This window comes from Aeromicrobium sp. UBA7512, from assembly GCF_002476985.1.
Lineage (GTDB): Bacteria > Actinomycetota > Actinomycetes > Propionibacteriales > Nocardioidaceae > Aeromicrobium > Aeromicrobium phoceense.
Genome location: NZ_DLNK01000005.1, coordinates 145,674 through 172,577, shown reverse-complemented (window position 1 = coordinate 172,577; position 26,904 = coordinate 145,674). Strand labels below are relative to the sequence as shown.

The window sequence follows — 26,904 nt, the reverse complement described above, 5'->3', positions numbered from 1 at the left end:
CCTGGGGTCCTGGTCGCTGGGACGACGTGTAACTGTTAGTTACGTGTAACTAGAAGTTACATTTCCGTGTGAGGTGGCTCACGTCAAGACCCTGTTCTCTGGCTGGACAGCGGCGCGAGAGCGTCAGGAGACGAGAGAGAGCCGGCACCCCAGCGGGGTACCGGCTCTCTCGGGCGGTGGGACGAGCCCACCGGGGATCACTGCGAGTCGGACTCGGACTCGGTCTCGTCCTCGGCGCCACCCACGGTGCCGTCGGCGCGCAGGTTGGCCAGGTCGACGACGTTGCCGGACTTGTCGGTGACCTTCGCGGACTCCACGAGCGCGGCGAGCGCCTTGCCGCGCAGCACCTCGCTGATCATCTCGGGCACGTGGTTGTGCTCCATGATGTGCTGGATGTAGGAGTTCGGGTCCTCACCGGACTGCTGGGCGCGGCGCATGATGTGCTGGCTCAGCTCGTCGTTGTCGAGCGGGTACTCGTTCTCCTCGACCAGCTGGTCCAGGACGAACTGCGCCACGATCGACTCGCGCACGTCGCGCTCGAGCTCGGCCTCGAACTCCTCGACGGTCTTGCCGTCCTCCTGGTCGGTGAGGTAGTCCTCCAGCGTCAGGCCGGCCATCGCGAGCTGCTGGTCCATCTGCTGGCGACGGTTGGTCAGCTCGCCCTCGGCGAGGCCCTCGGGCATCGGGGCGTCGATCTTGCTGACGAGCTCCTCGAGCACGAGGTCGCGGGCCTCGGCGGCCTGCTCGATCCGCTTGCCGCGGGTCAGGCGCTCGACGAGGTCGGCGCGGAACTCGTCCATGGTGTCGAAGTCCGACGCCATCTGGGCGAACTCGTCGTCGAGCTCGGGCAGGTCGGTCTGGCGCACGTCCTGCAGCGTGACGGTGACGTCCACCTCCTCGCCGGCGAGGTCGCCGCCGACCAGCGTGGTGGAGAAGGTCGCCGAGTCACCCTTCGACAGGCCGGTGACGGCCTCGTCGAGTCCGTCGAGCATGGTGGCCTTGCCGATGACGTAGGGCAGGCCCTCGGCCTGGGCCTCGTCGATGAGCGAGCCGTCCTTGCGAGCGGCCGAGAGGTCGATCGTGATCGAGTCGCCCTCGGCGGCCGGGCGGTCGACCTCGCTGAAGGTGGCGAAGCGCTCGCGCAGCTGGTCGAGCTGCTCGTTGACGTCATCGTCGCCGACCTCGATGTCCTCGACCGTCACGGCGATCTCGGAGGCGTCGGGGATCTCGAGCTGCGGGCGCACGTCGAGCTCGGCGGTGACCTCGATGGTCTCGCCGTCCTCGAACTTCGTCAGGTCGATCTCGGGCTGGCCGAGCGGCGTGGTCTTGGTCTCCTGCAGGGCCTGCGCGTACCAGCCCTGGAGGGCCGAGTTCAGGGCCTCGTCGAGGACGGCGCCGCGGCCGACGCGCTGGTCGATGATCGCCGAGGGGACCTTGCCCTTGCGGAATCCGGGGACCTGGATCTGTGCACCGATGGTCTTGTACGCCTTGTCGAGGTTCGGCTTGAACTCCTCGAACGGCACCTCGATGGTCAGCTTGACCCGGGTGGGGCTCAGCGATTCGGTGCTGCTCTTCACGTGATGACTCCTGCGTCGTTGGGCTCGTGGCAAGCCCACGGAGTCCTCACGCAGGCCAGCGTCCAGTCTACGGGGCGCCCGTGGTGGCGGGTCAAACGGGCTGCCGCCGAGCGGCCTACACTGATCCGTGCCCACGGGATGTGGCGCAGCTTGGTAGCGCACCTGCTTTGGGAGCAGGGGGCCGCAGGTTCAAATCCTGTCATCCCGACCACGTACCGGCCGCGAGACGAGCCCGGCCGAACTCGGTGCGGGCACCTAGGCTGTCTGCATGACGACCGACGCGGTGACCGGACGGGTCGTCCACGCCCGCGTGGTCGACGAGCCGCTCGACGTGGCCGAGCACCTGGCCGCCGTCACCGGACCGGCCATCGGTGCCGCCGACTTGTTCGTCGGCACGATCCGCGACCACGACCCTGACGCCGCCGGCACCGTGGCGCAGCTGGAGTACGAGGCGCACCCCGACGCCGAGGGGATGATGGCCGCCCTGGCGGGCCAGGTCGCGCTCAACACCGGGGCGACGGTCGCCGTCTCGCACCGCTTCGGCTCACTCGCCATCGGCGACGTCGCCGTCGTCATCGCCAGCGCGGCGCCCCACCGCCGCGAGGCGCTGGAAGCCACTCGCGCCCTGATCGAGCTGATCAAGACCGAGGTCCCGATCTGGAAGCGCCAGACCGACACGCAGGGCCGCTCCGACTGGGTGGGCCTGTGACCCTCGTCGACGGCTTCGGCCGCGTTCACCGCGACCTGCGGATCTCCCTCACCGACAAGTGCTCGCTGCGCTGCACCTACTGCATGCCCGCCGAGGGCGTGCCGTGGATCGAGCGCGACAGCATCCTCACGACCGACGAGCTGGAGCGGATCGCGCGGGTCTGCGTCGGTCTCGGCGTCACCAGCATCCGGCTGACCGGCGGCGAGCCCCTCGTGCGCAAGGACGCCGTCGAGGTCGTGCGGCGCCTGGCGGCGCTGGGCCCCGAGGTCTCGATGACCACCAACGGCCTGCGCCTGGCCGAGCTCGCCCAGCCCCTGCGCGAGGCCGGGCTCGCTCGCCTCAACATCTCGATCGACACGCTCGACCGCGAGCGCTTCGCCCAGCTCACCCGCCGCGACCGGCTGGACGACGTCCTGGCGGGCATCGAGGCGGCGCGGGTCGCCGGCTTCACGCCGCTCAAGCTCAACGCCGTCGCGATGCGCGGCGTGAACGAGGACGAGCTCGTCGACCTGGTCGAGTTCGCCGTCGGCCAGGGCGCGCAGCTGCGTTTCATCGAGCAGATGCCGCTCGACGCCGGTCACACGTGGGACCGCGCCGCGATGCTCACCGGCGACGAGATCCTCGAGCGGCTGCGCACGCGCTACGAGCTGGAGCCGATCCCCGGCCGCGGCTCCTCCCCCGCCGACACGTGGTTGCTCGACGGCGGTCCCGGCTCGGTCGGCGTCATCGCCTCGGTGACCGCGCCGTTCTGCGCCGCGTGCGACCGTATCCGGATCACCGCCGACGGCCACGTGCGCAACTGCCTCTTCGCGCGCGACGAGTCCGACCTCGTGAAGGTCCTGCGCGGCGGCGGCAGCGACGAGGACCTGGTCGGGATCATCAGCGGCTCGATCGCCGCCAAGCGCGCCGGCCACGGGATCGACTCCCCCACGTTCGTGCAGCCCGACCGCCCCATGAGCGCCATCGGCGGCTGAGCGGCGCGGCTCAGCCTCCCGCGTAGGGCGGCAGCACGTCGACGGTGCCACCGGCCGGGACGGGAGCCGACCGGTCGGTCGTGCGCGTGCCCTCCACCAGCACCGAGCAACGCGTCAGCACCGGACCCAGGTCCTCGAACCTCGCGGCCAACGCGTCGAGGACGTCGCCGATCGTGGCGGCCTCGACCGTCGTCTCCGAGGTGCCGGCCGCCTCGCGGGCGGCGGCGAAGAGTCGCACTCTCACGGGCTCCATGCAGCCAAACTAGCGTCCACACGGGCTCGCCACGATCCGACGAACGGGTAGCGTCGACCCGGTGGACCCCTCCAGCCTTCCCGAGGTCCTGGCCGCGCGCGTGCGCGGCCGCGCTCCGGCCTGCGGAGCCACTCGCGTCATCGCGATCGACGGTCGCAGCGGAGCCGGCAAGACGGCACTCGCCCTGGACCTCGCCGACCGGATCGGCGCACCGATCCTGCACCTCGAGCGTCTCTACCCCGGCTGGCACGGCCTGTCCCGGACGCCCGCCGTCGTCCGTGCCCTCCTGGCCGACCTGGCGATCGGCGAGATCGGCCGCGCCCGGCAGTGGGACTGGGAGGCCGACGCGCCGGGCCGGTGGCTCACCGTGCGACCGACGAACGACCTCATCATCGAGGGCGTGGGGGCCGGCGCCACCGCGCTGCGCCCGTTCCTGAGCCATCTCGTGTGGCTCGAGGCGCCCGAGGAGGAGCGGCGCCGGCGGGCCCTCACCCGCGACGGCGACACCTATGCCCCGTGGTGGGACGTGTGGGCCGCCCAGGAGGAGCAGTACATCGCCACGGACCACACACCGGAGGCAGCCGACCTGATCGTGTCGACGGGGTCCTGACTCCTCACGCGGTTGTGGCATCATGGAGGCGGCGCCTCGGCGCCACGCGGACGTAACTCAATGGCTAGAGTCCCTGCCTTCCAAGCAGGATGTTGCGAGTTCGAATCTCGTCGTCCGCTCCACGCACCGGCGCCTCAGTCGCGCCGGCCCCGCCCGCGAGCGACGAGGGTCCGCCCCACGGTCACCACGATCCAGGCCGCGCCGAACACCACGAAGACCCAGCCCTTGTCGGGGTCACTCGTGCTGGTCAGGATGAAGACCCCCATCAACACGACGCCCGCCGCCGTGGCGAGCAGCGGCCACTGGTCGGCGAGTCCCCGGGGCGAGTCGTCCATGCCTCGGACTCTACGACGGCCGCAGCGCGGAGGTCAGGCGGGAAGCCGGTGCAGGATGAGCACCGCGCGGTCGTCCTCGCCGGGCTCGGTCTGGTCGAGGATCCGGCGGGGCGCGCCGTCCATGCCGTGACTGATCGCGATCTTCGCCGCACCGCGCAGCCACTCGATGCCCACCGCGAGGTCGAGCGTGCGGGTCTCGACGACGCCGTCGGTGTAGAACATCAGCGCCTCGCCGGGCGCGAGGACGCCGGTGGCGCCGCGGAACTCGGGGTGGTCGATGATGCCGAGCGCCAGACCGCGCGCACCCGAGACGACCCACCGGTCCTCGTCGGGCTTCCAGTGCATCGCCGGCGGGTGCCCGGCGTTCAGGACCTCGTACCCGCCGGTCTCGAGGTTCACCAGCACGTGCACCGCCGTGGCGAATCCCTCGTCCCACGACTGGCGCAGCAGGTAGTCGTTGCCCGCGGCGAACAGGCCCAGCGGTGGCAGCGACCCGATCAGCCCGCCGAGCGCACCGGCGAGCTGGAGCGACTGGGTGCCGGCGGAGACGCCCTTGCCGCAGACGTCGACGAGCACCATCTCGAGGTACTTCTCGTCCTTGGACAGGTTGGCGACGAGGAAGTCGCCGGCGAACTTGGCCGATCCGGCCGACTCCATCGCGGACTCGCTGACCCAGCCCTCGGGCAGCCTCGGGACGGTGCCCTGGGCCTGCAGCCGGTCGCGCAGCTCCATCAGCATGGCCTCGCCGAGCGCGGCGGGCAGGCCCGAGCGGGTGCGGGACGCGCTGTAGAGCAGGATCGCGCTGGCGAGGTAGACCGCGAGCAGGGACGCCGGCCGGGCGGCGTTCCACCCGCTGTCGAGCGTGTAGACCAGCGACGAGACCGTGGCGGCGAACAGCACGATGCCCGTCAGCGAGGCCTGCGGCCACCACTGGAGCAGCATCCCGCCGACGAGCAGCGGAAGGATGAACATCGTGACCGGCATGATCGCGTACCAGGTCAGGCTCACGATGAACATGACCACGGTGATCAGCAGCAGGGCGGCCAGAACCGCCATCTGGCCGTCCCGGGAGCCCGAGCGCCACTCACGGGCGTTGGACGACAGGTACCGCCCGACGGGGTCGCGTCTCGCCCCTCGCGCCGTGCTCACGGACTGACCCTATCGGCGACGCTGGCAACGCGGGCACCAGAACAGGTTTCTCGCGGCGAGAACCTCCGTGCGCACCTTCGTCCCGCAGACGTGACACGGCTGTCCGGCGCGGCGGTAGACGTAGACCTCGCCGCCATGATCGTCCACGCGCGGCGGGCGCCCCATGGCCTCGGGCTCGTGCTCGGCGCGCACCGTGTCGATGCGCCCGGTGCGCACGCCCTCCCCCATCAGGTCGACCAGGTCGGACCACAGTGTGAGGAACGTCACTGGCCGCAGGTCGCGTCCCGGGGTCCTCGGATCGATGCGGTGCCGGAACAGCACCTCGGCGCGGTAGACGTTCCCGACGCCCGCGATGATGCGCTGGTCCATGAGGAGCGTGGCGATCGGTGCGCGGGACCGCGCCACCAGCGCGGCGGCCCGCTCCACGTCGGCGTCGGGGTCGAGCGGGTCCTCGCCCAGCCGCGCCAGCACGGTCTCCACCTCGTCGGGGGTCAGCGACTCGCACGCGGTGGGGCCGCGCAGGTCGGCGCTGACCCGGTCGGAGGCGATGCGCCAGCGCACCTGCCCCACGACCGGCGGCGCCGGATCGTCGACGAGGTTGAACGACCCGTACAGGCCCAGGTGCACATGCACCTGCTCCTCGGTGCCCGCGAAGGCGACGAACAGGTGCTTGCCGTGGGCGGTGGCCTCGAGCAGCTCACGGCCGTCGAACACCGCGGCGGACTCGAACCGGCCCTGCGGGCTGGACGAACGGACGCGCTTGCCGCCGAACGTGCCGGTCAGGTCGAGCGCGAGCCGGTGGAGGGTGTGTCCCTCAGGCAAGAGTGCCCTTCTCCTCGTACTCGGCCAGCAGGTCGATCCGACGCTGGTGGCGGTCGGCCTCGCTCCACGGCGTGGTGAGGAACGCCTCGACGATCGACTCGACCTCCTCGACCGAGTGCATGCGCGCGCCGATGCCCATGACCTGGGCGTTGTTGTGCTGACGGGCGAGCTGGGCCGTCTCGACGCTCCACGTCAGCGCGCACCGGATGCCGGGCACCTTGTTCGCGGCGATCTGCTCGCCGTTGCCCGAGCCGCCGATGACGATGCCGAGCGAGCCCGGGTCGTCGACGACGCCCTGGGCCGCGTCGATGCAGAAGGGCGGGTAGTCGTCGAGCTCGTCGTAGGCGTGGGCGCCGTGGTCGATCGGCTCGTGGCCGTTGTCCCGCAGCCAGGTGACGAGGTGGTTCTTGAGTTCGTAGCCGGCGTGATCGGCACCGAGGTGGACGCGCATGCGGCCATTCTCGCAGGTGGGATCAGCCGCGGACCATTGGCGTGTGGGCCATCTCGTGGACCCACGCCGAGAACGCCCGGGCCGACGCGTTGCCCTCGAACTCGCCCAGCACGTGCACCTTGAGCTGGCGGCGGCGCGCGGCCAGGGGGTCCTCGCGCAGCATCTGCGCGAGCACCTTCGGCAGATCCGTGAGCTCGCGGTCGACCATGTAGCCGCCGGCGGCCACGGGCACGGCGTCGGCGAACTCGTCGAGGTCGTGGACCATGCTCACCATCAGGTAGGGCTTGCCCGAGGCGAGCCAGTCCGAGACGACGCTGGAGACGTCCGAAACGAGGGCGTCGGCGTGGTTCATGCACTCGGCCACCGACCAGCCCCGGACCGCCTCCTCCCCCCACACGTGGCGGCCGGGCGTGGCCGGATCCTCGTGGTCGGCGGCGAGGATGGCGTTGAGCTCCTCCAGCCGCCCCGACCAGTAGGCGTCGCGCAGGAACACGGGGTGGGGCCGGAAGATCACGTCGGTGCCGGCGTCGAGCAGCGCAGTCAGGATGCGGTCGGCGATCCGCATCGACGAGAAGTCGGTCATCTTGCCGTTGCCGGTCCACGTGGGCGCGTAGAGCACGGTGGGCCGGGCAACCTCGGTGACGGGCGTGACGGCCGGCAGCACGTCACCGGACTGGGGCCGGCCCAGCAGGACGAACCGCTCACGCGGGATCTCCACGCCGTGGCGGGCGTAGCGGTCGATCGCGGCCTCGCCCGACGCCACCAGGACGTCGTAGCGCAGGTGGCGCGTGTGGTGGCTCCCGGCCTTGTCCGAGTCACCGTGGCCGAGCCACACGTGGCGCACCGAGCGGATGCCCATGAGCTTGAGGTGGCCCGGCGCGTTGTGGACGTAGAAGAAGGTGGTGATGCTCGGCACCGTGAGGACGCGCATGTCGCCCAGCACGTCGGACCCGGCGGAGATCCAGGGCATCGACGGACGGATGGCGGCCCGCAGCTCGGCGCAGTAGTGGCTGCGCAGGCCGACGATCACTCCGCGGTCGCCCGAGGCCAGCAGGTGCGGCTCCCACATGCCCACGTGGATCGGGCCGCCGCCGTAGCCGCCGTAGCCGAGGACGAAGCGCGGCTCGTAGGCCTTCAGCGCGCGGCGCAACGTCAGGCGGGCCCGCCACAGCACGACCTTGTCGGCGATGACCGGGGCGGCCGCCGCCGCGAGCAGGAGCACGGCGAGGCCCACGACCAGCGACGGGGCGAACGCGACGGCCAGCGCCGTCACCGCGCCGAGCCACCGCACGGCGATGACGAAGGGGCCACGGTCGGTCGGCTCGGGGGCGGGGCAGACCCTCGGCTCGGGGACGCCCGGCAGACCGTGGACGTGGGGCGGCGCTGCCGGGCGGAGCATCGCCGCGCGGACGACCAGGACGCCGATCACGGCGGCGACGATCCCGGCGGCCATCGGGACGTGGAGGAGCCACCGGATCAGGAGCGCGAGCGCGGCGACGGCCACGAGGGCGGCCGTCGACCACGCGAGGACGCGGTTGCGGCTCGAGACGTCGGTGCGGAACCGGTGCCGCATGCGGTGCTCGCGGCGATCGAGGTGCCCTCGCACCCGCTCCAGCAATGTCGACATCGGATCCAACCTAGCGGTTCGGATCCGCGGGCCCGTGGCGCGCCGCGTGATCTCGACACCGGGAGCTCGCTGCGCTCGCCCCGGCACTCGATCACCGGGCGGCTGAGCTCGGTGATCGAGTGACCGGCGAGCGGAGCGAGACGGTCGTATCGAGATCACGCTCCGCGAACGGACGGATCAGTCGAAGATCGGATCGCGCGTGCGCGTCCGCTTGAGCTCGAAGAAGCCGTCGTAGGACGCCAGCGCGCGGGCGCCGTCGAACACGGTGCCGGCCTGCTCGCCCTTGGGGGCGGGCGAGACGACGGGGCCGAAGAACGCGGTGTCGCCGATCGCGATGACCGGCGTGCCGACCTCCTCGCCGACCCGCGAGATCCCGTCGGTGTGCGAGGCGCGCACGGCGTCGTCGAGCGACGTGTCGTCGGCGGCGTCGGCCAGCTCCAGGGGCAGGCCGGCCTCGGCGAGCGACTCCTCGTAGAGCGCGCGGTCGAAGTCGCGGCCCTCGACGTGGTGGCGGGTGCCGAGCGCGGTGTACAGGTCGCGCAGCACCTCGGTGCCGTGCTGCTGCTCGGCGGCGATGCACAGCCGCACCGGACCCCAACCGCGCTCGATCATCTCCTTGTACTCGTCCGGCACGTCCTTGTCCTCGTTGAGGACGGACAGGCTCATCACGTGGAAGGACGTCCGCACCGGGCGGACCTGCTCGACCTCGAGCATCCAGCGGGAGGTCATCCAGGCCCAGGGGCAGAGCGGGTCGAACCAGAGGTCGACGGTCTCGGTGGTGGTCATGTCCGGTCCAACACCGGATGACCCGCGCGCATTTCCTCCACGAGGGCCGCAACGACTGCGTCGAGCTCGCCGCCGTTCTGCGCGGCCACCGCCCGCTGGCGCTGGTAGGAGGCGCCGCCGGCCCGCATGATCTCGCGAATGCCGTGCAGCTCCTCGGCGCAGTCGAGGTCCTCGGCGACCGGCTCGAGCTCGACGAGCAGCCGCTCGAGGTCGTCGGTGACGAGCTCCTCGCGGGCCTCGCGGTCGAGGATGAGGATCGCGTCCATGCCGTAGCGGGCGGCCCGCCACTTGTTCTCCTGCACGAACCACGACGGGATCGATGGCAGCTCGCGGCCCGCGTCGAGCTCACGCGAGTGGTGCTCGACCAGGCAGTGCGTGAGTGCCGCGATGCTGGCCAGCTCCGACATCGAGGGGATGCCGTCGCAGATGCGCATCTCGAGCGTGCCGAACTTCGGCGAGGGGCGGATGTCCCAGCGGATCTCGTCGAACACGTCGATCACGCCGGTGTGCATCATGTCGTCGACGTACTGCTCGAGCTCGTGCCAGTGGTCGAACTGGAAGGGCAGGCCCGCGGTGGGCAGCTGCTGGAACATCAGGGCGCGGTTCGAGGCGTAGCCGGTGTCCTGGCCGCCCCAGAACGGGCTGGAGGCGCTGAGCGCGAGGAAGTGGCCGTAGTGGGTCAGCATCGCCCGGCTGATCGGCAGCACCTTGTCGCGGTCCTCGATGCCCACGTGGACGTGGACGCCGTAGATCAGCATCTGGCGGCCCCACCACTGCGTGCGGTCGATCAAGGTGGCGTAGCGCTCCTTGTCGGTGACCTTCTGCTGGGTCCAGCGCGCGAACGGGTGCGTGCCCGCGCACATCAGCTCGACCCGCAGCGGATCGGTGACCTGGCGCAGCCGCTCGATGTTGCGGCCCAGGTCGTCGGTGGCCTCGCGGACGGTGTGGCACACCCCCGTGACGACCTCGACCGTGTTCAGCAGCAGCTCCTGCTTGATGTGCGGGTGCTCCTCGCCGTAGGCGGGCGCCACGGCGTCGAGGACCGTCTGCGCCACCTGGCGGAGGTCACCGGAGTCCTGGTCGACCAGCGCCAGCTCCCACTCGATGCCGATCGTCGAGCGCTCGGAAGCCGCGAACGGGATGTGCATTCCCCCATCCTGCCCGACCCGCCGGAGCATGCCGCGACGAAAGGCGCTCGTGTGACCCAGATCGTGCAGACGCTGCCTGTGACATCTGTGGGTGGCGGGTGAAAGAGTGGGCGCATGCCCGGTACCAACCTCACCCGTGAAGAAGCCCGCCAGCGCGCAGCCGTCGTCTCGGACGCGTCCTACGACGTGGCGCTCGACCTGACCCTCGAGGGCGAGCGCTTCGGCTCGGTCACCACCCTGACCTTCGCCGCGCAGCCCGGCGCCTCCACCTTCGTCGACCTGGTCGACGGCGAGCTGACCTCGGTCACCCTCAACGGCCGCGAGCTGGACCTGTCGGCCTACGCCGACAGCCGCATCGCGATCGACGGCCTCGAGGCGCAGAACGAGCTCGTGGTCACGGGCACGTGCCTCTACTCGCACTCGGGCGAGGGCTTGCACCGCTTCGTCGACCCCACCGACGACCGCGTCTACCTCTACACGCAGTTCGAGGTGCCCGACGCCCGCCGCGTGTTCGCCACGTTCGAGCAGCCCGACCTCAAGGCGCAGTTCACGTTCCACGTCACGGCGCCCGCGCACTGGAAGGTCGTCTCCAACTCCCCCACGCCCGAGCCGATCACGCTCGACGGCGGCAGTGCGGTGTGGCACTTCGAGCCCACCAAGACGATGAGCACCTACATCACGGCGCTCGTCGCCGGCGAGTACCACGAGGTGCGCGACTCCTACGCCGGCGCGTACGACGAGATCCCGCTCGGCGTCTTCTGCCGCCAGTCGCTCGTGCCGTTCCTCGACGCCGACGACATCTTCGGCATCACCAAGCAGGGCTTCGAGTTCTTCGAGGGCGCCTTCCAGATGGGCTACCCGTTCGGCAAGTACGACCAGCTCTTCGTGCCGGAGTACAACATGGGCGCGATGGAGAACGCGGGCGCCGTCACCTTCCGCGACGAGATGATCTTCCGCAGCCGCCAGACGGTCTCGGCCTACGAGCAGCGCGCGAACACGATCCTGCACGAGATGGCCCACATGTGGTTCGGCGACCTCGTCACGATGAAGTGGTGGGACGACCTGTGGCTGAACGAGTCGTTCGCCGAGTTCGCGGCGCACCACTCCTCGGTCAAGGCCACCCGGTTCACCGACGCGTGGACCGGCTTCACGAACAGCCGCAAGAACTGGGCCTACCGCCAGGACCAGCTGCCCACCACGCATCCGATCGCGGCGGACAACTACGACCTCCACGCGGTCGAGGCGAACTTCGACGGCATCACCTACGCCAAGGGCGCCTCCGCCCTGAAGCAGCTGGTCGCCTGGGTCGGCGAGGACGACTTCTTCGCGGGCCTGCGCGCCTACTTCACGAAGCACGCGTACGGGAACACCGAGCTCCAGGACCTGCTCGTGGAGCTGTCCGAGGCGTCGGGCCGCGAGCTCGACAGCTGGGCCGCCGAGTGGCTCCAGACCTCGGGCGTCAACACGCTGCGTGCCGACTTCGACGTCGACGACGAGGGTCGCTTCACGCGCTTCGACGTGGTGCAGACGGCCACCGAGGACTACCCCACGCTCCGCCGTCACCGCATCGCGATCGGCCTGTACGACCGCGGCGACGACGGCCGCCTCGTGCGCACCGAGCGCATCGAGACCGACGTCCGCGACGAGCGCACGACGATCACCGAGCTCGTCGACCAGCGCCGTCCCGACCTCATCCTGCTGAACGACGACGACCTGACGTACGCCAAGATCCGCCTCGACGAAGGGTCGTTCGACACGCTGCTCGCGGGCATCGGCAACTTCGCCGAGTCGCTGCCGCGCGCGCTGTGCTGGGGCTCGGCATGGGACATGACGCGTGACGCGGAGCTGCCGTCGGCGCGGTTCGTCGACCTCGTGCTGGCCGGCGTCGGCACCGAGTCCGACCTCACCGCCGTGTCGTCGCTGCTGCGCCAGGGGCACTCGGCGATCAACCTGTTCACCTCCGACGAGAACCGTCCCGCGCTCGCGCGGCACTGGGAGCAGGGCGTGGCCGAGCTGCTGTCCTCCGCCGAAGCGGGCAGCGACCACCAGCTGGCGTTCGCGCGGGCGGTGGCGTCGGCGGCGACCTCTGCGGATCTCCTGCGCCAGGTGCTGGGCGGGTCGGTCGAGGGACTCGAGCTCGATGCCGACCTGCGCTGGACGTACATCCGCGGCCTCGCGCGTCTGGGAGACGCCGACGAGGCCGAGATCGACGCCGAGCTGGCGCGCGACGACACGAACCAGGGCCGCGAGAACGCGGCCGGTGCGCGGGCCCGACGCCCCGACGCCGAGGCGAAGGCCGAGGCGTGGCGCAAGGTCGTGGAGGACGCCTCCACGCCGAACGAGACGCGCCGCCAAATCGCGGAAGGCTTCCAGGTGCCTGGCCAGGCCGAGCTGCTCGAGCCCTACGTCGACCGCTACCTGAAGATGGCCGACACCGTCATCGACGAGATGGGCGTGTGGATCGGGCAGAACGCTCTGATCCACCTGTTCCCGCTGGCCAACCCGTCGCAGGACGCGCTCGACAAGGTCGACTCCTGGCTGGAGAGCACGCAGGCGCCCGCCGCCGCCCGACGCTACGTGCTCGAGGGTCGCGACGACCTGCGCCGCGCCCTCGCGGCCCGCGCCGTCAACTGATTGATCTCGATACGCCCCCGCAAGCGGGAGGTGCCCCCACGTCTCGCTTCGCTCGCCGGCACTCGATCACCGGGCCCGTCACCCGGTGATCGAGTAGCTCGGCGAGGTACGAGCCGGCATATCGAGATCACGCCCGCTGTCCGGTGATCGAGTAGCACGGCGAGGAACGAGCCGGCGTATCGAGATCCCCCCGCTGTCCGGTGATCGAGTAGCACGCGAGCGCAGCGAGCGGCGTATCGAGATCACGCCTCAGAGGGTCACGTCCTCCAGCATCTCCGTCACCAGCGCCGCCACCGGCGAGCGCTCCGACCGGGTGAGCGTGACGTGCGAGAACAGCGGGTGGCCCTTGAGCTTCTCGACCACCGCGACGATGCCGTCGTAGCGGCCCACCCGCAGGTTGTCGCGCTGCGCGACGTCGTGCGTCAGCACCACCTTGGAGTTGGCGCCGATGCGCGAGAGCACCGTCAGCAGCACGTTCCGCTCGAGCGACTGGGCCTCGTCAACGATGACGAACGCGTCGTGCAGCGAGCGCCCGCGGATGTGCGTCAGCGGCAGCACCTCGAGCATCTGGCGGTCGATGATCTCCTCGACCACGTGCGGTGAGGCGACGGCGCCGAGCGTGTCGAACACGGCCTGCGCCCACGGCCCCATCTTCTCGTCGGAGCTGCCGGGCAGGTAGCCGAGCTCCTGCCCGCCCACGGCGTAGAGCGGCCGGAACACGATGACCTTCTGGTGCTGCTGACGCTCCATCACCGCCTCGAGGCCTGCGCAGATCGCCAGGGCCGACTTGCCGGTGCCGGCACGACCGCCGAGCGACACGATGCCCACCTCGGGATCGAGCAGCAGGTCGAGCGCCACGCGCTGCTCGGCCGAGCGGCCGTGAAGCCCGAAGGCGTCGCGGTCGCCACGGACGAGGCGCACCTGCTTGTCGGGCGTGACCCGGCCGAGCGCGCTGCCCTTGTCCGACAGCAGCACCATCCCGGTGTGGCACGGCAGGTCCCGAGCCGACTCGAGGTCGATCGTGCCGTGCTCGTAGAGGTCGTCGAGGTCGGCGCTCTCGACGTCGATCTCGGTCATCCCCGTCCAGCCGGTCTCCAGGGCCCACTCGGCGCGGTACTCCTCGGCGGTCAGGCCGACGGCCGAGGCCTTCACGCGCATCGGGAGGTCCTTGGACACCAGGACCACGTCGTGGCCCTCGTTCGCGAGATTGCGGGCCACCGAGAGGATCCGGGTGTCGTTGTCGCCCAGGCGGAACCCGGACGGCAGCGAGCCGGCGTCGGTGTGGTTGAGCTCGACCCGCAGGGTGCCGCCCTCGTCGCCGATCGACATCGGGACGTCGATCGTGCCGTGCTGGACGCGCAGGTCGTCGAGGAAGCGCAGGGCATTGCGGGCGAAGTACCCGAGCTCGGGGTGGGCGCGCTTGGCCTCCAGCTCCGTGATCACCACGATCGGGATGACCACCTCGTGCTCGCCGAAGCGCTGCATCGCGGCCGGGTCGGCCAGCAGGACGCTCGTGTCGAGGACGTAGGTGCGGTGATCGGGGCGGAGGGTCACGCTCTTCGAAGCAGCCACGGCAATCTCCTCGAGAGCCATGCGCGCGCCCCGCGCCCAGCCCTCACTAGTGGGTGGGGGCCTGAGCCTGTCGGGGGACGAAGGGCTCGGGATCGAGCTTGGGCACACACCGAAAGTACGACTGGAGGTCGTCGATTCCGGGAAGGCTCACGGCGTGTCTCGTGACGATCGTGTGAACGACCGGGGTCGCGCGTCAGGTGCCGAAGCGGCGCTCGCGCCCGGCGTAGGAGCGCATCGCGCGCAGGAAGTCCACGCGCCGGAAGGCGGGCCACATCGCGTCGCAGAAGTAGAACTCCGAGTGCACGCTCTGCCACAGCAGGAAGCCGCTCAGGCGCTGCTCGCCCGAGGTGCGGATCACCAGGTCCGGATCGGGCTGGCCCTTCGTGTAGAGGTGCTCGGCGATGTGGTCGACCTCGAGGGTGGAGGCCACCTCCTGCAGGCTCTTGCCCGCGGCGGCCTGCTCCAGCAGCAGCGAGCGCATCGCGTCGGTCAGCTCCTGGCGACCGCCGTAGCCCACGCACACGTTGACCGAGAGGCTGGAGTCCTGGTCGGCCGTCAGGTCGGCGGCGCGCTTCATCCGCGAGGCCGACTCGGCCGGCAGCATGTCGAGGTTGCCGATCAGGCGGATCCGGTAGCCCAGCGCCGCGAGGTCCTCCACGAGTCGCTCGATCACGACCAGCAGGGCCGCGAGCTCGTCGGCCGGGCGGCGCAGGTTGTCGGTCGACAGCAGCCACAGGGTGACGATCTCGACGCCGAGCTCGTCGCACCAGCCCAGGAACTCGGTGATCTTGTCGGCGCCGGCCTGGTAGCCGAGGTCGACGCGGGCACCCGCGCCCTTGGCCCAGCGACGGTTGCCGTCGACTATCGCACCGACGTGGCGCGGGAGGTTGGCGGGATCGAGCCCCTTGGCGAGCCGACGTTCGTACGCGCCGTAGAGGAGATCGCTGACCGGCATGCGGCCAGAGTACGCGGCTCCCTTGCGACGGTGGGACGACCATCACGCGTTCGTCCGACTCGCCTGCTTCCCCGCAGGGACTAGAATCGGCGCATGGCGGCCCCCCAGCAGGATTCCCTCGCGGACGAGGTCAGCGACCGACTCCGAGGAACCGTCGAGGAGATCAAGCCGAAGCTGCGTGGCTGGCTCCACGCGGCGACCGCTCCCCTCGCCCTGATCTCGTTCCTCGTGCTGCTCGTGCTGGCCGACAGCCGCGCCGCACGCCTCGGCGCCGCGGTGTTCATGCTGAGCGCACTGCTGCTCTTCGGGGTCAGCGCCGTCTACCACACGGTGCCGTGGCGCGAGCGGGCCAAGCAGACCCTGCGGCGACTCGACCACTCCAACATCTTCGTGATGATCGCGGGGTCGTACACGCCGTTCTCCCTGCTGCTGCTGGACCGCAAGGACATGCTCACGCTGCTCTCCCTCGTGTGGGGCGGCGCCCTGCTCGGCGTGCTGTTCAAGATCTTCTGGATGTCGGCCCCGCGCTGGGTCTACGTTCCGCTCTACATGGCCCTCGGCTGGGCCGCGCTGATCTATCTGCCCGACTTCTACGCGGCCGCGTCCACCGTGGTGTTCGTGATGCTCTGCGTCGGCGGCCTGCTCTACACGCTCGGCGCGCTCGTCTACGCGTTCCAGTGGCCCAACCCCAGCCCGCGCTGGTTCGGCTACCACGAGGTCTTCCACGTCTTCACGATCGCGGCGTTCATCGTGCACTACATCGGCGTCAGCTTCCTGGTCTACGGCCAGTCCTGACGCCGCCCCCGCTCAACTTTTGTGACGCCGTTCGGAACGCTCGGTCACGGGCGGGCGAACCCCGTCACAAAAGTCGGGGTGCGGGACAGCCTCACCGCGGCGCCAGCGCCTCCGGGTCGTTGACCGGCAGCGCGCAGACGAAGTCGCGGCACACGTAGGCGGTCGCCTTCCCGTCGATCGCCTCGCGCCCCTCGAACAGCGGCACCGAGGACCCCTCGCAGGTGGCCACCACCACGGCACCCGGCGCCAGCAGGCCGAGCGCGGCGCGGTGCATGGGGCCGCCGACCTCGCCGACCACGGCCACCTCGGCGGGACCGTCGAGCATCGCCTCCCCCGCGGCCAGCGTCCAGCCGGCGAAGCGGGGCGCGCCCGTTGCCAGGGCCGAGGCCGACTCCACGCACGAGGTCGCCGCGGCGCGGATCTCGTGGTCCCCGGTGACCGCGGCGAGCGCGAGCAGGCCGTGCGCGAGCGCCGACGACCCTGAGGGGTTGGCGTTGTCCGCGGCGTCGCGCGGACGGACCACGAGCGCCTCGGTGTCGTCGGCCGTGTCGAACCAGCCGCCGTCCTCGGCGCGGAAGTGGGCGATCGCGCGTTCGGCGACGTGGTGAGCGCGGTCGAGCCAGCGGTCGTCGTCGGTGGCCCCAAGGACCGCGACGAACGCCTCGATCACGGCTCCGTGGTCCTCCAGCACCGCGGCGTGGCCCGAGCGGACGCCACCCAGCGACGTCCGGACGAAGCCGAGCTCGACGTGCAGGTCCCACAGCAGGTCGGCGGCGGCCGTGGCAGCCTCCACGAGCTCGGGGCGCTCGAGCAGGATCCCGGTCTCGGCCAGCGCGGTGATGGCGTAGGCGTTCCACGCCGAGACGACCTTGTCGTCGCGGGCCGGCCGGGTGCGCTCGGCACGCACCTCGAGCAGGCGCTCGCGCACGCGGGCCCAGCGCTCGGGGTCGTCCGGGTCCTGCAGCAGCTGGAGCGTCGACAGGCCCCGCTCGAACGTGCCGCCGCCGGTGACCGAGAGCAGCTGGACCGCCCACGCCGCGTCGCCCGTGCCGAGCGCCTTCATCAGCTGGTGCGGGTTCCAGACGTAGTAGGTGCCCTCGTGGCCGTCGCTGTCGGCATCGAGCGCCGAGGCGAAGCCGCCCTCGTCGGTGCGGAGCTCGCGCAGCATGAAGTCGGCGGTCTCGTGGCACACGCGCTCGGCCAGCGCGACGGCGGCGCCGTCCTCGCCGCGGACCCGCAGCGCGCGGAGCCAGTGGAGGTACGCGCGCAGGAGCAGCGCGTTGTCGTAGAGCATCTTCTCGAAGTGGGGCACGCGCCAGTTCCGGTCGACGCTGTAGCGCGCGAAGCCGCCGCCGAGCTGGTCGTACATCCCGCCGCGCGCCATGGCGTCGAACGTGCGGCCGACGGCGGTCCACACCTGGTCGTCGCCGCTGCGGGTGTGCTGGCGGAGCAGGAACTCCAGCACCATCGACGGCGGGAACTTGGGCGCGGCACCGAAGCCGCCGGCCTCCGCGTCGAACTGGCGCAGCAGCGCCGTGGCCGCTTCGTCGAGGTCGGCCGCGCTCAGCGCGTCACCGGCGAGGGCGTCCTCGGCCCCGAGGAAGTCGAGGACCTGCCCCGCCGACTCCATGACTTCGCCGCGCCGGTTCTCCCACGCGTCGGCGAGCGCCTGCAGGACCTGGCTGAACGCCGGGTGCCCCGCGGTGGGCTCGGGCGGGAAGTAGGTGCCGGCGAAGAACGGCTCACCGCTCGGGGTCAGGATGCACGTCATCGGCCAGCCGCCCTGGCCCGTCATCGCCTGCGTGGCGCGCATGTAGACCGCGTCGATGTCGGGCCGCTCCTCGCGGTCGACCTTGACGTTGACGAAGTGCTCGTTCATGTACGCGGCGGTCGCGGGGTCCTCGAACGACTCGTGCGCCATCACGTGGCACCAGTGGCAGGCGGCGTACCCGACGCTGAGGAGAACTGGTGCATTACGACGCCGTGCTTCCTCGAACGCCTCGTCGCACCACTCCCACCAATCCACCGGGTTTTGAGCGTGCTGGAGCAGGTACGGGCTCGTCGCGGAGGCCAGTCGATTCGCCATCAGCAGTGCTCCTGGTCCAGTGATGCTTGTATCAATCTGGCTCCGATGATACAAACTATTGATACGAACTTCTGGATTTCGTTGGTCGAGTAGGCCGAGGAACGAGGCCGTATCGAGACCCAGCTCCACCCTACGAGGGAGGCAGCGATGGCAGTACGCAGGAAGTCGACCCTGCTGGCGCAAGGTAAGGAGCGCCGCCTCGACGGCACCGGCTGGCCCTGGCGCGTCCGTCTCTACGCTCCCCCGCCCGGCGGCACGAGCTACCAGGTGAAGTTCAAGGCTCCCGCCGGCGAGGGCGAGCCCTGGAAGCCGGTGCTGCGCCGGGCCAACACCGAGGTCGAGGCTCGCAAGATCTTCGCCCAGGCTGAAGAGGCGCTCGACCACGAGCTGGCGTCACCGGCCAGCGCCAAGGTTCGAGCGACCCGCACCATCGAAGCGCTCGCCGCCGAATACATCGCCGACAACAAGCGTCGCGGCAAGGCGCCGCGCACTGTCCAGGGGCGCGAGTCCCGCGTGAATGCTCATGTTCTGCCGGCGATCGGCCACGTGCCCGTCGCGAAGTGGCGAGTCGAGCACAGCCAGCAGGTGCTGGACCGAGCGTCCAAGACCGTGCACTCAGCCCGAGGACGCGAGGACGTCCGCGGCGCGCTGGCTGCGATGCGCAAGCTGGCGTGGAGACTGGAGTGGCTGGATCGTCGCTTCGACCCGCTGGATGGTTTGGAGATTGGACGGTCGACGGTGTTCCAGGGGACGACGACCCACTACGTCGACCCGCGTCTGCGCCCGGAAACCCGCCAAGTGAAGGCGATGGCCGACGCAGCCGACAAGCTCTGCGGCCCGGACGGCACGGACCCGCTGCTTACCCGGCTGCCGCTCTTCGGCACCAAGATTCGCGTCGCCGGCTTTGGAGGCCTCCGCCTGGGCGAGCAGAACGGCCTCCGCGCGATCGACGTGTTCTTCGAGCGGGGATACGTCCAGGTCAACGGCAGCTGGATCACGCCCAGGCACTCCCCCGGCTTCCGCGGGCCCGTGAAGAACCACGTCATCCACGAGGTCCCCCTCCCCCGCTCGGTCATGCACGACGAGCTGCTTCCGCGAGTGAAGGAACTCCTCGGTCTTCCCGCCACCGCATCGCTGCAGCGCGTAGTGAACGCTCAGGAGGAGGAGCGCCAGCGTCGCGCCCAGCTCGCCGCACGCGACGCCGACAAGAGCGTTGCCTGGTGGAACTACCCGATCCCGCTCGAGAACGAGCAGTGGATCTTCGTCGACACCGTCACGCGCCTGCCCGTGAAGCCCGAGCTCCACAACGAACGCTGGCACCGGATCCGCAAGTGGGTCGACGAGAATGACCCCGACAACACCTGGCCGCGCACGATCGTCTACCGCAACCTCCGCCACCATGCCGCGACCAAGTGGTTCCACGAGGAGCTCGGTGAGTCCTGGGAGGTCGTCGCCCAGTACCTCGGCGACAAGCTGACGACCGTCCTCGGCCACTACGTCCGCGCCGGCGAGGACGCCCTCCGCGACACGGTCAGCAAGCTGGCCGACCGCTAATGGTCGCACCGGGTCAGCCCTGAAGTCGTGCGTTCGCTGGCGTCGACCTACACCCCGCCGCGGAGCGCCGCTTGGGGCCACGCCGCCTCGACCTCGTCGAGTGTGACGATGCGACGGTTCAGCCCTTTCCCCAGGCTCGGTCCGGCGAGGAGCAGCTGTTCGATGCCGTCATGGCCCGCGTCGCCGGGCATCAGCGTGCGGTAGCGATAGGTCAGATAGGCCGACTCCACCACGACCAAGAGCGGGCGCAGCGGATCCGGAGGGTAGGCCAAGTCCCGTGGACCGAAATGGAACTCGATCTTCGGGTTCTTGTTGCGCTCCGAGAACACCAGCTTCTTGCTTACTCGCTCGGTAACCCGGCCGGCGGCTGAGATCTTCTCCAGGGTAATTGACCGGTCGTCGCCGGGCTCAAGGTTAAAGAACTGCCGAGCGACGTCCTGGTTGAAGTGAACCTGCTGCCAACGCGGCAGCCCGTTGCTGTTGTTTGCCTTACCGACCCATCCGATTAGAGCAACCTCGGTGCCCGTCAGGAGGTCGGGTACTTGTGAACTCATGGTGCCTCACCGAGCCGTCTCGGGTGCCCGCATGATCTCGTCGTATGGGAGCACCGTCTTGCCCGTGGACTTCTTTGTCGGGGGCTTCGCCGCGATGATGACGTACTCGTGCACGTTCTTGAACAGGAGGTTTGGCGGGTACGGGTAACTACCAAAGATGGGCCGTTGGCCGTTGGCAGAGCCCCACTTGCCGCCCGTCCCGTCCTTGTTCCAGATGATCTCGTTGACCAGCACGAAGCCAAGCTCGCGAAGAAGGATCACAAGATCCGTCGCAAGGGGGAACGTCAGCAAGCCGTGCTCGGTGTGCTGGTTCACGTTGGCGGTGTTGACGCAGAACTTCCGGCCAGGAGCCAGCACGCGGAAGACCTCCGCGAAGGCCGGACGAAGTGACTCGATGAACTCCAGGTAGCCATCCACGTTGCCGAGGTTGTCCCCACCGTCCCCGTAGTCGGCCTTGTTCCAGTACGGCGGGCTCGTGACGGCCAGCCCCACCGATTCATCGCCCAGGTCGAGCTTGCGGGCGTCGCCCAGGGTCGGGTCGAACAGATGGCCGGAGCCGTTGAGGAGCGCCTTCTCGCGCAGCATCCGATCGACGTAGATGTCGCTTTGGTCGACGCACACACCGTGGCGATCAAGTTCAGCGGCGACCCGGCCAGTCGTGCCGGTCCCACCAAACGGATCGAGCACGGTCTCGCCAACGAAACTGAACATCTTGATCAGACGTCGTGGGATCTCCGGGGGAAAGACGGCCGGGTGCTCCGGATCCGAAGTGTTGGCAATGCTCCACACCGTCTTGGTGTACTCGCGCCACTCTTCCTTCGTGATCGCGCTGGAATCGCGCTGCTCTCGGGTTACGACCAGGCTCATTACTTCTTCCTTCGGATCAAGTTGCGTCGCTCAGAGTCGAGGTCGACCACAACGAGCTGCTCATGCCATGCGGCCAACCGAGCTCCGTATGCCACACCGATGTATGCGCCTACCTCGGCATCGATCTGATCGATCAACTCGGTGTACGGCCATGTCGGATAGGCCACGGTAGTGCGACCGCGATTGCTGCTGACGACTGGGCCCTCCAGCGCTGCTTTCCATAGCCGGTCACCGAGGTCGGCGAGGCGTTCGATCCGATCCTCGTCCCCCGGCGGAATCGGCAGGCGATGATGCAGGGTGCTCGTGACGTGGAAGCCATCGCCGGTTACGTGCCACAGCCAGAAGGCCAACCGACTGCTCAGCAAGGCGTACGCCGCTGAGGCGTCCCGCTCGCTACTGAACTGGATGATCGAAAAACCGTTCTGCGAGTTGTGCCCATCGGTCACGGCGCGGAACGGGTCACGCATCACGCCGAGGAAGTTGTACGCCGTCGGCGCCAACGCGAGGACGTCAGACTGCACGTCGTCAACGCTGCGCGTGACACGTTCGAGGGGCAGCTGCCGCCGTCGCGATTGCCAGTGCTCGAGGTATGTCCCGTGGGTTCCACACGCCGACAGCAGCTCCCGCTCCCATTCACTGCCGATCTTCGGAATGGCACCCGGTACACCCTCTACGCCAGCAACCGACACCACAGGGATGTTGGGGAGCGCCGTTTCCCGGGTCCGACTGGTCCACCGATACAGCGGGCTGACGGTCAGATCGCTCGGAGCACTCCGATCGAGGTGCACGATCGCGTTGCGCGTCTTGATGTCGTCACCGAAAAGGGCATCGGGGACACGATCAAAGGACAGGAACTCTAGCCAGCCCCGCTGGGCTGCGAGCTGCTGCCGAAGCTCAGGGAACGGCGCCCTCGTCGAGGAGACCACGGAAAGCGGCAGCACGACTGCCAGCGCGCCATCGTCCGACAGTATGTTGGCAGCCAACTCAACGAACACGGGCGAGATATCTGCGCCCGCAGCACGTCCTGTGACACCGTGCAGGTATGGCACATGGAACGTCGCTGCGCTGCGCTGGAGTGGAGCGTATGGGGGGTTCGCGATCACACGCGCGAAGCCTCGACCGGCCGTCTCAGGAAACACCGCCGAAAGCCCCCACGGCTCGAACCGCCCGAGCGGATGCCCGTCGATCGCATCAGTCCTCGTGTGAAACTGCAGCGTTGGCTGAGCCGGAGTAGTGCTGGTGTCGATTAGGAGAGCGTCGCCCGTTGCAAGGTTCCGACGGAACCGGTGCCAGCGTTCCCACGGGGCACCAGCGTCCGGATTGCGAACCAGGTCCTCGGCAGTCAGGACGAAAGAGGCTGTCTCGGCGGCGATGGGATCGAGGTCGACTCCATAAAGGCGGTCGGCCGCTTCAGACCGTCCCCCGAGGGCACAGAACGCGGCACGCAGGAACACGCCACTGCCGTGAGCGAGATCGATCCAAAGATCCTCATCCGTGCCGGCATGACCGGACAACACGCGCTCGACCATCAGGTAGGCGACGTCGCCGGGGGTGTAGTACACCCCGGACGCCTTCCGCGAGCGCCGTTCATGAGCAGTGGTCTGGGCACTCAGAACGTCACGTCGCGTAGCTGCTGCCATGGGGTCGAGGAGGTACGGCAGCAGGGCACGGAGCTCGACAGCGTCTCCGATCTCGAGGTCGACGTCGACGTCGGGAGCCGTTCCAATCTCCCGTCCGCTGCCCTGCCAGAACCAGTCGTGGGCGGCCGCCAGCCCTTGCCCAAGGCAAGGGGCTCGCACTGACGCAGCGACCAGCCACTCGCCAAGGAGCGCCCAAGCGGACCGTCGCGCCAGGTCATCGTCAGGCAGTGTGAAGCCGACCCCAACTCGGGTGGGACGGTAGAGATCCTCGAACGGCAGGTCGACTCGGGATTGGACCTGAACAGCGGCGGCGCGGACGCCCCGTGCGAGCCGCTCCACGCGCGGCACAAGCGGGCGGTTATGACCGGGGGAGGACGGCGCGACCCAGTCTGGAGGAGTTCGTCGGTGGATCACGTCGTCAACATAGAGGCTCGGGCCGACACTTTCCGGGTGCCCCGGCCGTGCGACCGATAACTTACTGTCGTGACCGACTACGCCATGTTCGCCAACGCGCGGGTGTACGCGCACGTTCGGAATGGCCAGCTGGCCGCCAAGCCCGGCACCGCCGTCGCCGATGCGCTCCGCCGCATGTCCCCCGGCGAGCACGTCGTTCCGCTGTACGAGTCGACGCCAGCGCACGGCGAGGACGAGCTGCGAGCGCTCGACGACCTGGCCGACAACCTGCTGCATCTCTCCTTAGATGAGTTGCTCACCGCCTACGAGGCCGTCGCCGGCCAGGTCCCGCACCTGCTGCGTGTGTCCGGCGGCGCCAATGACCAGGCTGATGGCACCGAGACGCTGGTCGTGGTTCCTGTTGAGATCGAGACCCTCCCCAACGCGCTGCCGGCGGCCGACTTCCTGCGGCTGCGGGCACTGAGCGACACCGTGGCGTCTCAGTTCAAGGGGTCAGCTCCGGCGCGCCCCATCCAGGAGGTTCCCCGCTCGTTGAGTGCCAGCGTCCGAACAGCGGCCGGTCCCGATCGAGATGAGAGCGCCCTCCTCAGAAACCTGAGCCTGGTTGCCGCTCAGAACGTTCAGACAGCTGCCCAGCTACTGACTGACGCTGGTCGTCCCCCGCGCGAGGGCGACCTCGCGTTCCTCGTCACGCGAGCAGCTATGCCAGGGCTCGCCACCGCAGATGCCAGCGGCACGCTGACCCAGCCCCAACAACCGATCGCGTACACGCCCGAGCACATCAAGGCCCTCCTGATCGATGCACAGCGGAAGGCCACCCCTTCTGATCCGTTCAATGCCACGCCGGCCATCGCGGCCACGGACGAGCTCCTCGGCCTGTTGAGTGCGGATCAGCCCGTGAAGGCAGTCGACGACTTCGCGGCCTTCTACGAATTCCGGACGCTGAGCCGAGCGGTCACCCAAGCCATCGACCTCGCCAAGCGGCCGCTTCCAGCCGACGCCCCTGTGGCCTCTGAGGCGGAGGAAGCTCCGGAGGACGCCGACGCTGCGGCAGCTCTCCAGGGGCTGTCGGTTGAGGCTGTGCTTGCCGAACTCCCCGACGGCTTCTCCATCGAACGGAGCGTCGTTGCGGCCGCCGTGGCCTCACTCCGGGCAGGCAAGCACCTTCTCTTGGGCGGCCCACCGGGAACCGGCAAGACAACCCTCGCTGAGGCGCTGTGTCGAGCGGTGGTCAGCACCAACTACGACGTGACCACCGCGACCGCCGACTGGACGACCTTCGACACCATCGGCGGCTACCTCCCCGACGAGAGCGGCCTGAAGTTCGTCCCAGGCGTGGTGCTGCGGTCGCTCCGGACGAACGGCTGGCTGATTATCGATGAGGTCAACCGCGCAGACATCGACAAGGCCTTCGGTCCGCTGTTCACCGTTCTCTCCGGTGGCGAGGGATCGACCGGACGAACCTCTGTGCTCCCCTACATGACGAGTGATGGGAAGCCGGTGACCATCGAGTGGTCGTCGAGTAGCAGCTCGACCGAGGGTGTATTCGCGATCACGCCCTCATGGCGCCTAGTCGGGACGCTGAATGTCTCCGACAAGGCAAGCCTCTTCCGGCTGTCCTTCGCCTTCCTCCGCCGCTTTGCGGTCATCGACGTACCGCTCCCAGCAGAGGACGACTACCGGACGCTGTTTGGTCGCTGGTTCGGAGCACTCGGCCGTGAGGACGCGACAACCTTCGTCGAGCTGGCAATGGCGGTGGTAGGCGGCCCGGTACCGATCGGACCGGCTATCGGGCGCGACTTTGCACAGCTCATCGTCGAAGGGCTCACCGAGACTGCCAGCGGGGAGCCAACCTTTGCCAGTGACGAGGAAGCCATCCTCACCGCCGCTCGCCTCTTGGTCGTCCCCCAATACGAAGGGCAGCCGCTCACGTCGGGCGAGAAGCTCCTCGAGATTATCGATGAACTCGCGGCTACCGATGGGTTGCCCGCCCGCTCCGCTCTGGAAGCGGCGCTTCGTGAGGTCGCGTTGTCATGAGCCAGATCGACAGCAGCATAGAGCCCGCCCTGCGCGCGGTGATGCTGTCGGAGGTCCAAGAACTGCTCCCCGCATTCCTGAGTGCAGCAAGCATCGAACGGGACGGACCGGTGAACGCCGCGGTCGAGCTCCTCAGTCTCCCGGAGTCGGATCTACGACGAGTCCTGGCCGTACACATGATGCTGTCGCGACCCGTGCGCGAGTTGGCGGCGGCTCTCCCCACAGGGGTCCGTCGTCCCCTGACATCCTCCGTGCGCCCTCGCATCGCCGGAAGGTCCGTAACATCCGGCATCGACTGGGCGGCTACCTCCCGTCACAGAGCCACCTCGAGTCCACTGGGCGATATCTGGGTGACCCGACCAGCCAACCGCATATTCAACATCCCCGAGAACCGAGCGCTGGCGTGGGTGCTCAGAACGATCGACGAACGCGGCGTAATGGCGATTGCCCCGCTGGGCGAGGCCTATGGCGCATGGGCAGAAGAGATCCGGACGATGACCACAACAGTCCGCCGAGCACGCAAAACCGCCTGGCTGGAGTCCGTCCCGCCTACCTGGCCTGGTGACGAGGTCTACTTCCGGCTCAAGGCTGACAGGATGGGCTTCTACCGATTGCGCGTGACCGAGGCCGCGCGCTACCTGCGCCGTCTGCTCGTCGCGCCATCTGCCGCCGACATCGTCGATGCGCTGAGCCAGCGCTACTTTGAGCCCAAGCAAGACTGGAAGCTATTCGAGATTGCCGTTCTGCTTCGCATCACCACTGCGCTCAGCGCGGTCGGCGGACGCGCGAACCCGACCATGCTCTTCCACGACAACAAGACCCGTCCGTTCGCCGTCTACCGGCTGTCCTCGACGCGCCAGGTCCGCGTTTGGTACCAGAGATGGCCACCAGCGACCCGCCCGTCCGAGCTCAACGACGCCATCCGCCACTACGAACTCCCCTCGGGAGGAACGCGGCCTGACATCGTCGTCGAGGTTGTCGACGATGGGGTTTCGTCGAGCGCCGTCTTGCTGGAGCTCAAGGCCTCCGGGTCAGGCATGTACCTCGGCAGCGGGCTGTCCCAGCTCCTCGGGTACATGCGCGACCGGCCAGCGTTGTTCGCCGGCGCGGCATCGGGATGGCTCGTTGCGCCAGCATCGTCCAGCTTTGTCTCTAAAGATCACGGCGGACGTTCCCTTTGGATGACGTCCGCCGACGACGTTGCTGCCGCCATCGTCGCACGGGTGAAAGGAGCGCCGGGCCTGACCGCCAGCGCCTAGATTGCTGCGCCCGACAGCATCGCGAATGTCGTTGGCCCCGGTCTTGATGCAGTAGAGAAAGTCTGAACGGAGGCGGCCAGACGGCCACACGGCCCA

23 protein-coding genes and 2 tRNA genes are annotated in these 26,904 nt (G+C 69.2%); 10 read left to right on the top strand and 15 right to left on the bottom strand.

Annotation, left to right across the window (positions count from 1 at the left end; genetic code table 11):
* Positions 1-197 precede the first annotated feature (197 nt).
* Entirely contained in the window at positions 198-1,577 is a 1,380-nt protein-coding gene (gene tig / locus B2363_RS07185) for a trigger factor (protein ID WP_286929420.1), read from the bottom strand.
* A gap of 134 nt (positions 1,578-1,711) precedes the next feature.
* On the opposite strand from tig, the gene B2363_RS07180 reads away from it, so the two are divergent.
* The 3 genes from B2363_RS07180 to moaA all read left to right on the top strand — a co-directional run bounded on the left by B2363_RS07180 (position 1,712) and on the right by moaA (position 3,260).
* Positions 1,712-1,788, top strand: a tRNA-Pro gene (locus B2363_RS07180).
* A gap of 57 nt (positions 1,789-1,845) precedes the next feature.
* The gene (locus tag B2363_RS07175) at positions 1,846-2,286 is read left to right on the top strand and encodes a molybdenum cofactor biosynthesis protein MoaE (protein WP_286929419.1); all 441 of its coding nucleotides are present in this window, start codon (positions 1,846-1,848) and stop codon (positions 2,284-2,286) included.
* The gene (gene moaA, locus B2363_RS07170) at positions 2,283-3,260 is read left to right on the top strand and encodes a GTP 3',8-cyclase MoaA (protein ID WP_286929417.1); all 978 of its coding nucleotides are present in this window, start codon (positions 2,283-2,285) and stop codon (positions 3,258-3,260) included. Before B2363_RS07175 ends, moaA begins: the two co-directional genes overlap by 4 nt.
* A 10-nt stretch (positions 3,261-3,270) precedes the next feature.
* On the opposite strand, the gene B2363_RS07165 is transcribed toward moaA, so the two are convergent.
* A complete protein-coding gene (locus B2363_RS07165; protein ID WP_181754890.1) occupies positions 3,271-3,513 on the bottom strand; it encodes a MoaD/ThiS family protein in 243 nt (80 codons plus the stop codon).
* Positions 3,514-3,574: 61 nt separating this feature from the next.
* Here B2363_RS07165 and B2363_RS07160 point away from each other — a divergent pair, with 61 nt between their 5' ends.
* Positions 3,575-4,123: a 4-amino-4-deoxy-L-arabinose transferase gene (locus tag B2363_RS07160; RefSeq protein ID WP_286929415.1), complete on the top strand. Its 549-nt coding sequence runs from the start codon at positions 3,575-3,577 to the stop codon at positions 4,121-4,123.
* A gap of 46 nt (positions 4,124-4,169) precedes the next feature.
* A tRNA-Gly gene (locus B2363_RS07155) sits at positions 4,170-4,245 on the top strand.
* A gap of 12 nt (positions 4,246-4,257) precedes the next feature.
* Here the strand turns inward: B2363_RS07155 and B2363_RS07150 are convergent.
* From B2363_RS07150 to B2363_RS07120, 7 genes are all read right to left on the bottom strand, one after another.
* A complete protein-coding gene (locus tag B2363_RS07150) occupies positions 4,258-4,458 on the bottom strand; it encodes a hypothetical protein (protein ID WP_181754886.1) in 201 nt (66 codons plus the stop codon).
* Positions 4,459-4,491: 33 nt separating this feature from the next.
* The gene (locus tag B2363_RS07145; protein WP_286929414.1) at positions 4,492-5,607 is read right to left on the bottom strand and encodes a PP2C family protein-serine/threonine phosphatase; all 1,116 of its coding nucleotides are present in this window, start codon (positions 5,605-5,607) and stop codon (positions 4,492-4,494) included.
* A gap of 9 nt (positions 5,608-5,616) precedes the next feature.
* Positions 5,617-6,429 carry an Fpg/Nei family DNA glycosylase gene (locus B2363_RS07140; protein WP_286929412.1) on the bottom strand — a complete coding sequence of 271 codons (813 nt, stop codon included), beginning with the start codon at positions 6,427-6,429 and terminating at the stop codon, positions 5,617-5,619.
* Positions 6,422-6,880: a ribose-5-phosphate isomerase gene (locus B2363_RS07135; protein ID WP_286929411.1), complete on the bottom strand. Its 459-nt coding sequence runs from the start codon at positions 6,878-6,880 to the stop codon at positions 6,422-6,424. The genes B2363_RS07140 and B2363_RS07135 overlap by 8 nt, the downstream gene beginning before the upstream one ends.
* Positions 6,881-6,902: 22 nt before the next feature.
* On the bottom strand, positions 6,903-8,507 hold the full coding sequence (locus B2363_RS07130; RefSeq protein ID WP_286929410.1) for a CDP-glycerol glycerophosphotransferase family protein: 1,605 nt from the start codon (positions 8,505-8,507) through the stop codon (positions 6,903-6,905).
* A gap of 177 nt (positions 8,508-8,684) precedes the next feature.
* Positions 8,685-9,293, bottom strand: a complete 609-nt coding sequence (locus tag B2363_RS07125; RefSeq protein WP_286929408.1) for a disulfide bond formation protein DsbA — start codon at positions 9,291-9,293, stop codon at positions 8,685-8,687.
* A complete protein-coding gene (locus B2363_RS07120; RefSeq protein ID WP_286929407.1) occupies positions 9,290-10,441 on the bottom strand; it encodes a glutamate--cysteine ligase in 1,152 nt (383 codons plus the stop codon). The genes B2363_RS07125 and B2363_RS07120 overlap by 4 nt, the downstream gene beginning before the upstream one ends.
* Before the next feature lie 114 nt (positions 10,442-10,555).
* On the opposite strand from B2363_RS07120, the gene pepN reads away from it, so the two are divergent.
* A complete protein-coding gene (pepN, locus tag B2363_RS07115; protein ID WP_286929406.1) occupies positions 10,556-13,075 on the top strand; it encodes an aminopeptidase N in 2,520 nt (839 codons plus the stop codon).
* Positions 13,076-13,324: 249 nt separating this feature from the next.
* Here the strand turns inward: pepN and B2363_RS07110 are convergent, their stop codons facing one another.
* On the bottom strand, positions 13,325-14,647 hold the full coding sequence (locus tag B2363_RS07110) for a PhoH family protein (RefSeq protein WP_376785960.1): 1,323 nt from the start codon (positions 14,645-14,647) through the stop codon (positions 13,325-13,327).
* A 193-nt stretch (positions 14,648-14,840) separates the two neighbouring features.
* Positions 14,841-15,602 (bottom strand): isoprenyl transferase, encoded by a 762-nt coding sequence (locus B2363_RS07105; protein ID WP_181754868.1) that lies wholly within the window; start codon positions 15,600-15,602, stop codon positions 14,841-14,843.
* A gap of 93 nt (positions 15,603-15,695) precedes the next feature.
* Here B2363_RS07105 and trhA point away from each other — a divergent pair, with 93 nt between their 5' ends.
* Positions 15,696-16,397, top strand: a complete 702-nt coding sequence (gene trhA, locus B2363_RS07100) for a PAQR family membrane homeostasis protein TrhA (protein ID WP_181754866.1) — start codon at positions 15,696-15,698, stop codon at positions 16,395-16,397.
* Positions 16,398-16,488: 91 nt separating this feature from the next.
* On the opposite strand, the gene B2363_RS07095 is transcribed toward trhA, so the two are convergent.
* Positions 16,489-18,483 carry a thioredoxin domain-containing protein gene (locus B2363_RS07095; RefSeq protein WP_286929403.1) on the bottom strand — a complete coding sequence of 665 codons (1,995 nt, stop codon included), beginning with the start codon at positions 18,481-18,483 and terminating at the stop codon, positions 16,489-16,491.
* A gap of 147 nt (positions 18,484-18,630) precedes the next feature.
* On the opposite strand from B2363_RS07095, the gene B2363_RS07090 reads away from it, so the two are divergent.
* Entirely contained in the window at positions 18,631-20,037 is a 1,407-nt protein-coding gene (locus tag B2363_RS07090) for a hypothetical protein (RefSeq protein WP_286929402.1), read from the top strand.
* A 47-nt stretch (positions 20,038-20,084) separates the two neighbouring features.
* On the opposite strand, the gene B2363_RS07085 is transcribed toward B2363_RS07090, so the two are convergent.
* From B2363_RS07085 to B2363_RS07075, 3 genes are read right to left on the bottom strand one after another with little or no spacing between them, the layout of a single operon-like run.
* Entirely contained in the window at positions 20,085-20,591 is a 507-nt protein-coding gene (locus B2363_RS07085) for a hypothetical protein (protein WP_286929401.1), read from the bottom strand.
* 6 nt (positions 20,592-20,597) lie between these two features.
* Positions 20,598-21,458, bottom strand: coding sequence for a site-specific DNA-methyltransferase (locus B2363_RS07080; RefSeq protein WP_286929400.1), 861 nt, complete (start codon positions 21,456-21,458; stop codon positions 20,598-20,600).
* The gene (locus B2363_RS07075) at positions 21,458-23,020 is read right to left on the bottom strand and encodes an Eco57I restriction-modification methylase domain-containing protein (protein ID WP_286929399.1); all 1,563 of its coding nucleotides are present in this window, start codon (positions 23,018-23,020) and stop codon (positions 21,458-21,460) included. Before B2363_RS07075 ends, B2363_RS07080 begins: the two co-directional genes overlap by 1 nt.
* 561 nt (positions 23,021-23,581) lie before the next feature.
* Between B2363_RS07075 and B2363_RS07070 the strand changes: the two genes are divergently transcribed.
* Together B2363_RS07070 and B2363_RS07065 are read left to right on the top strand one after the other, a co-directional pair.
* Positions 23,582-25,549, top strand: coding sequence for an AAA family ATPase (locus B2363_RS07070; protein ID WP_286929398.1), 1,968 nt, complete (start codon positions 23,582-23,584; stop codon positions 25,547-25,549).
* Positions 25,546-26,808, top strand: a complete 1,263-nt coding sequence (locus tag B2363_RS07065) for a hypothetical protein (protein ID WP_286929397.1) — start codon at positions 25,546-25,548, stop codon at positions 26,806-26,808. The genes B2363_RS07070 and B2363_RS07065 overlap by 4 nt, the downstream gene beginning before the upstream one ends.
* Positions 26,809-26,904: the final 96 nt, after the last annotated feature.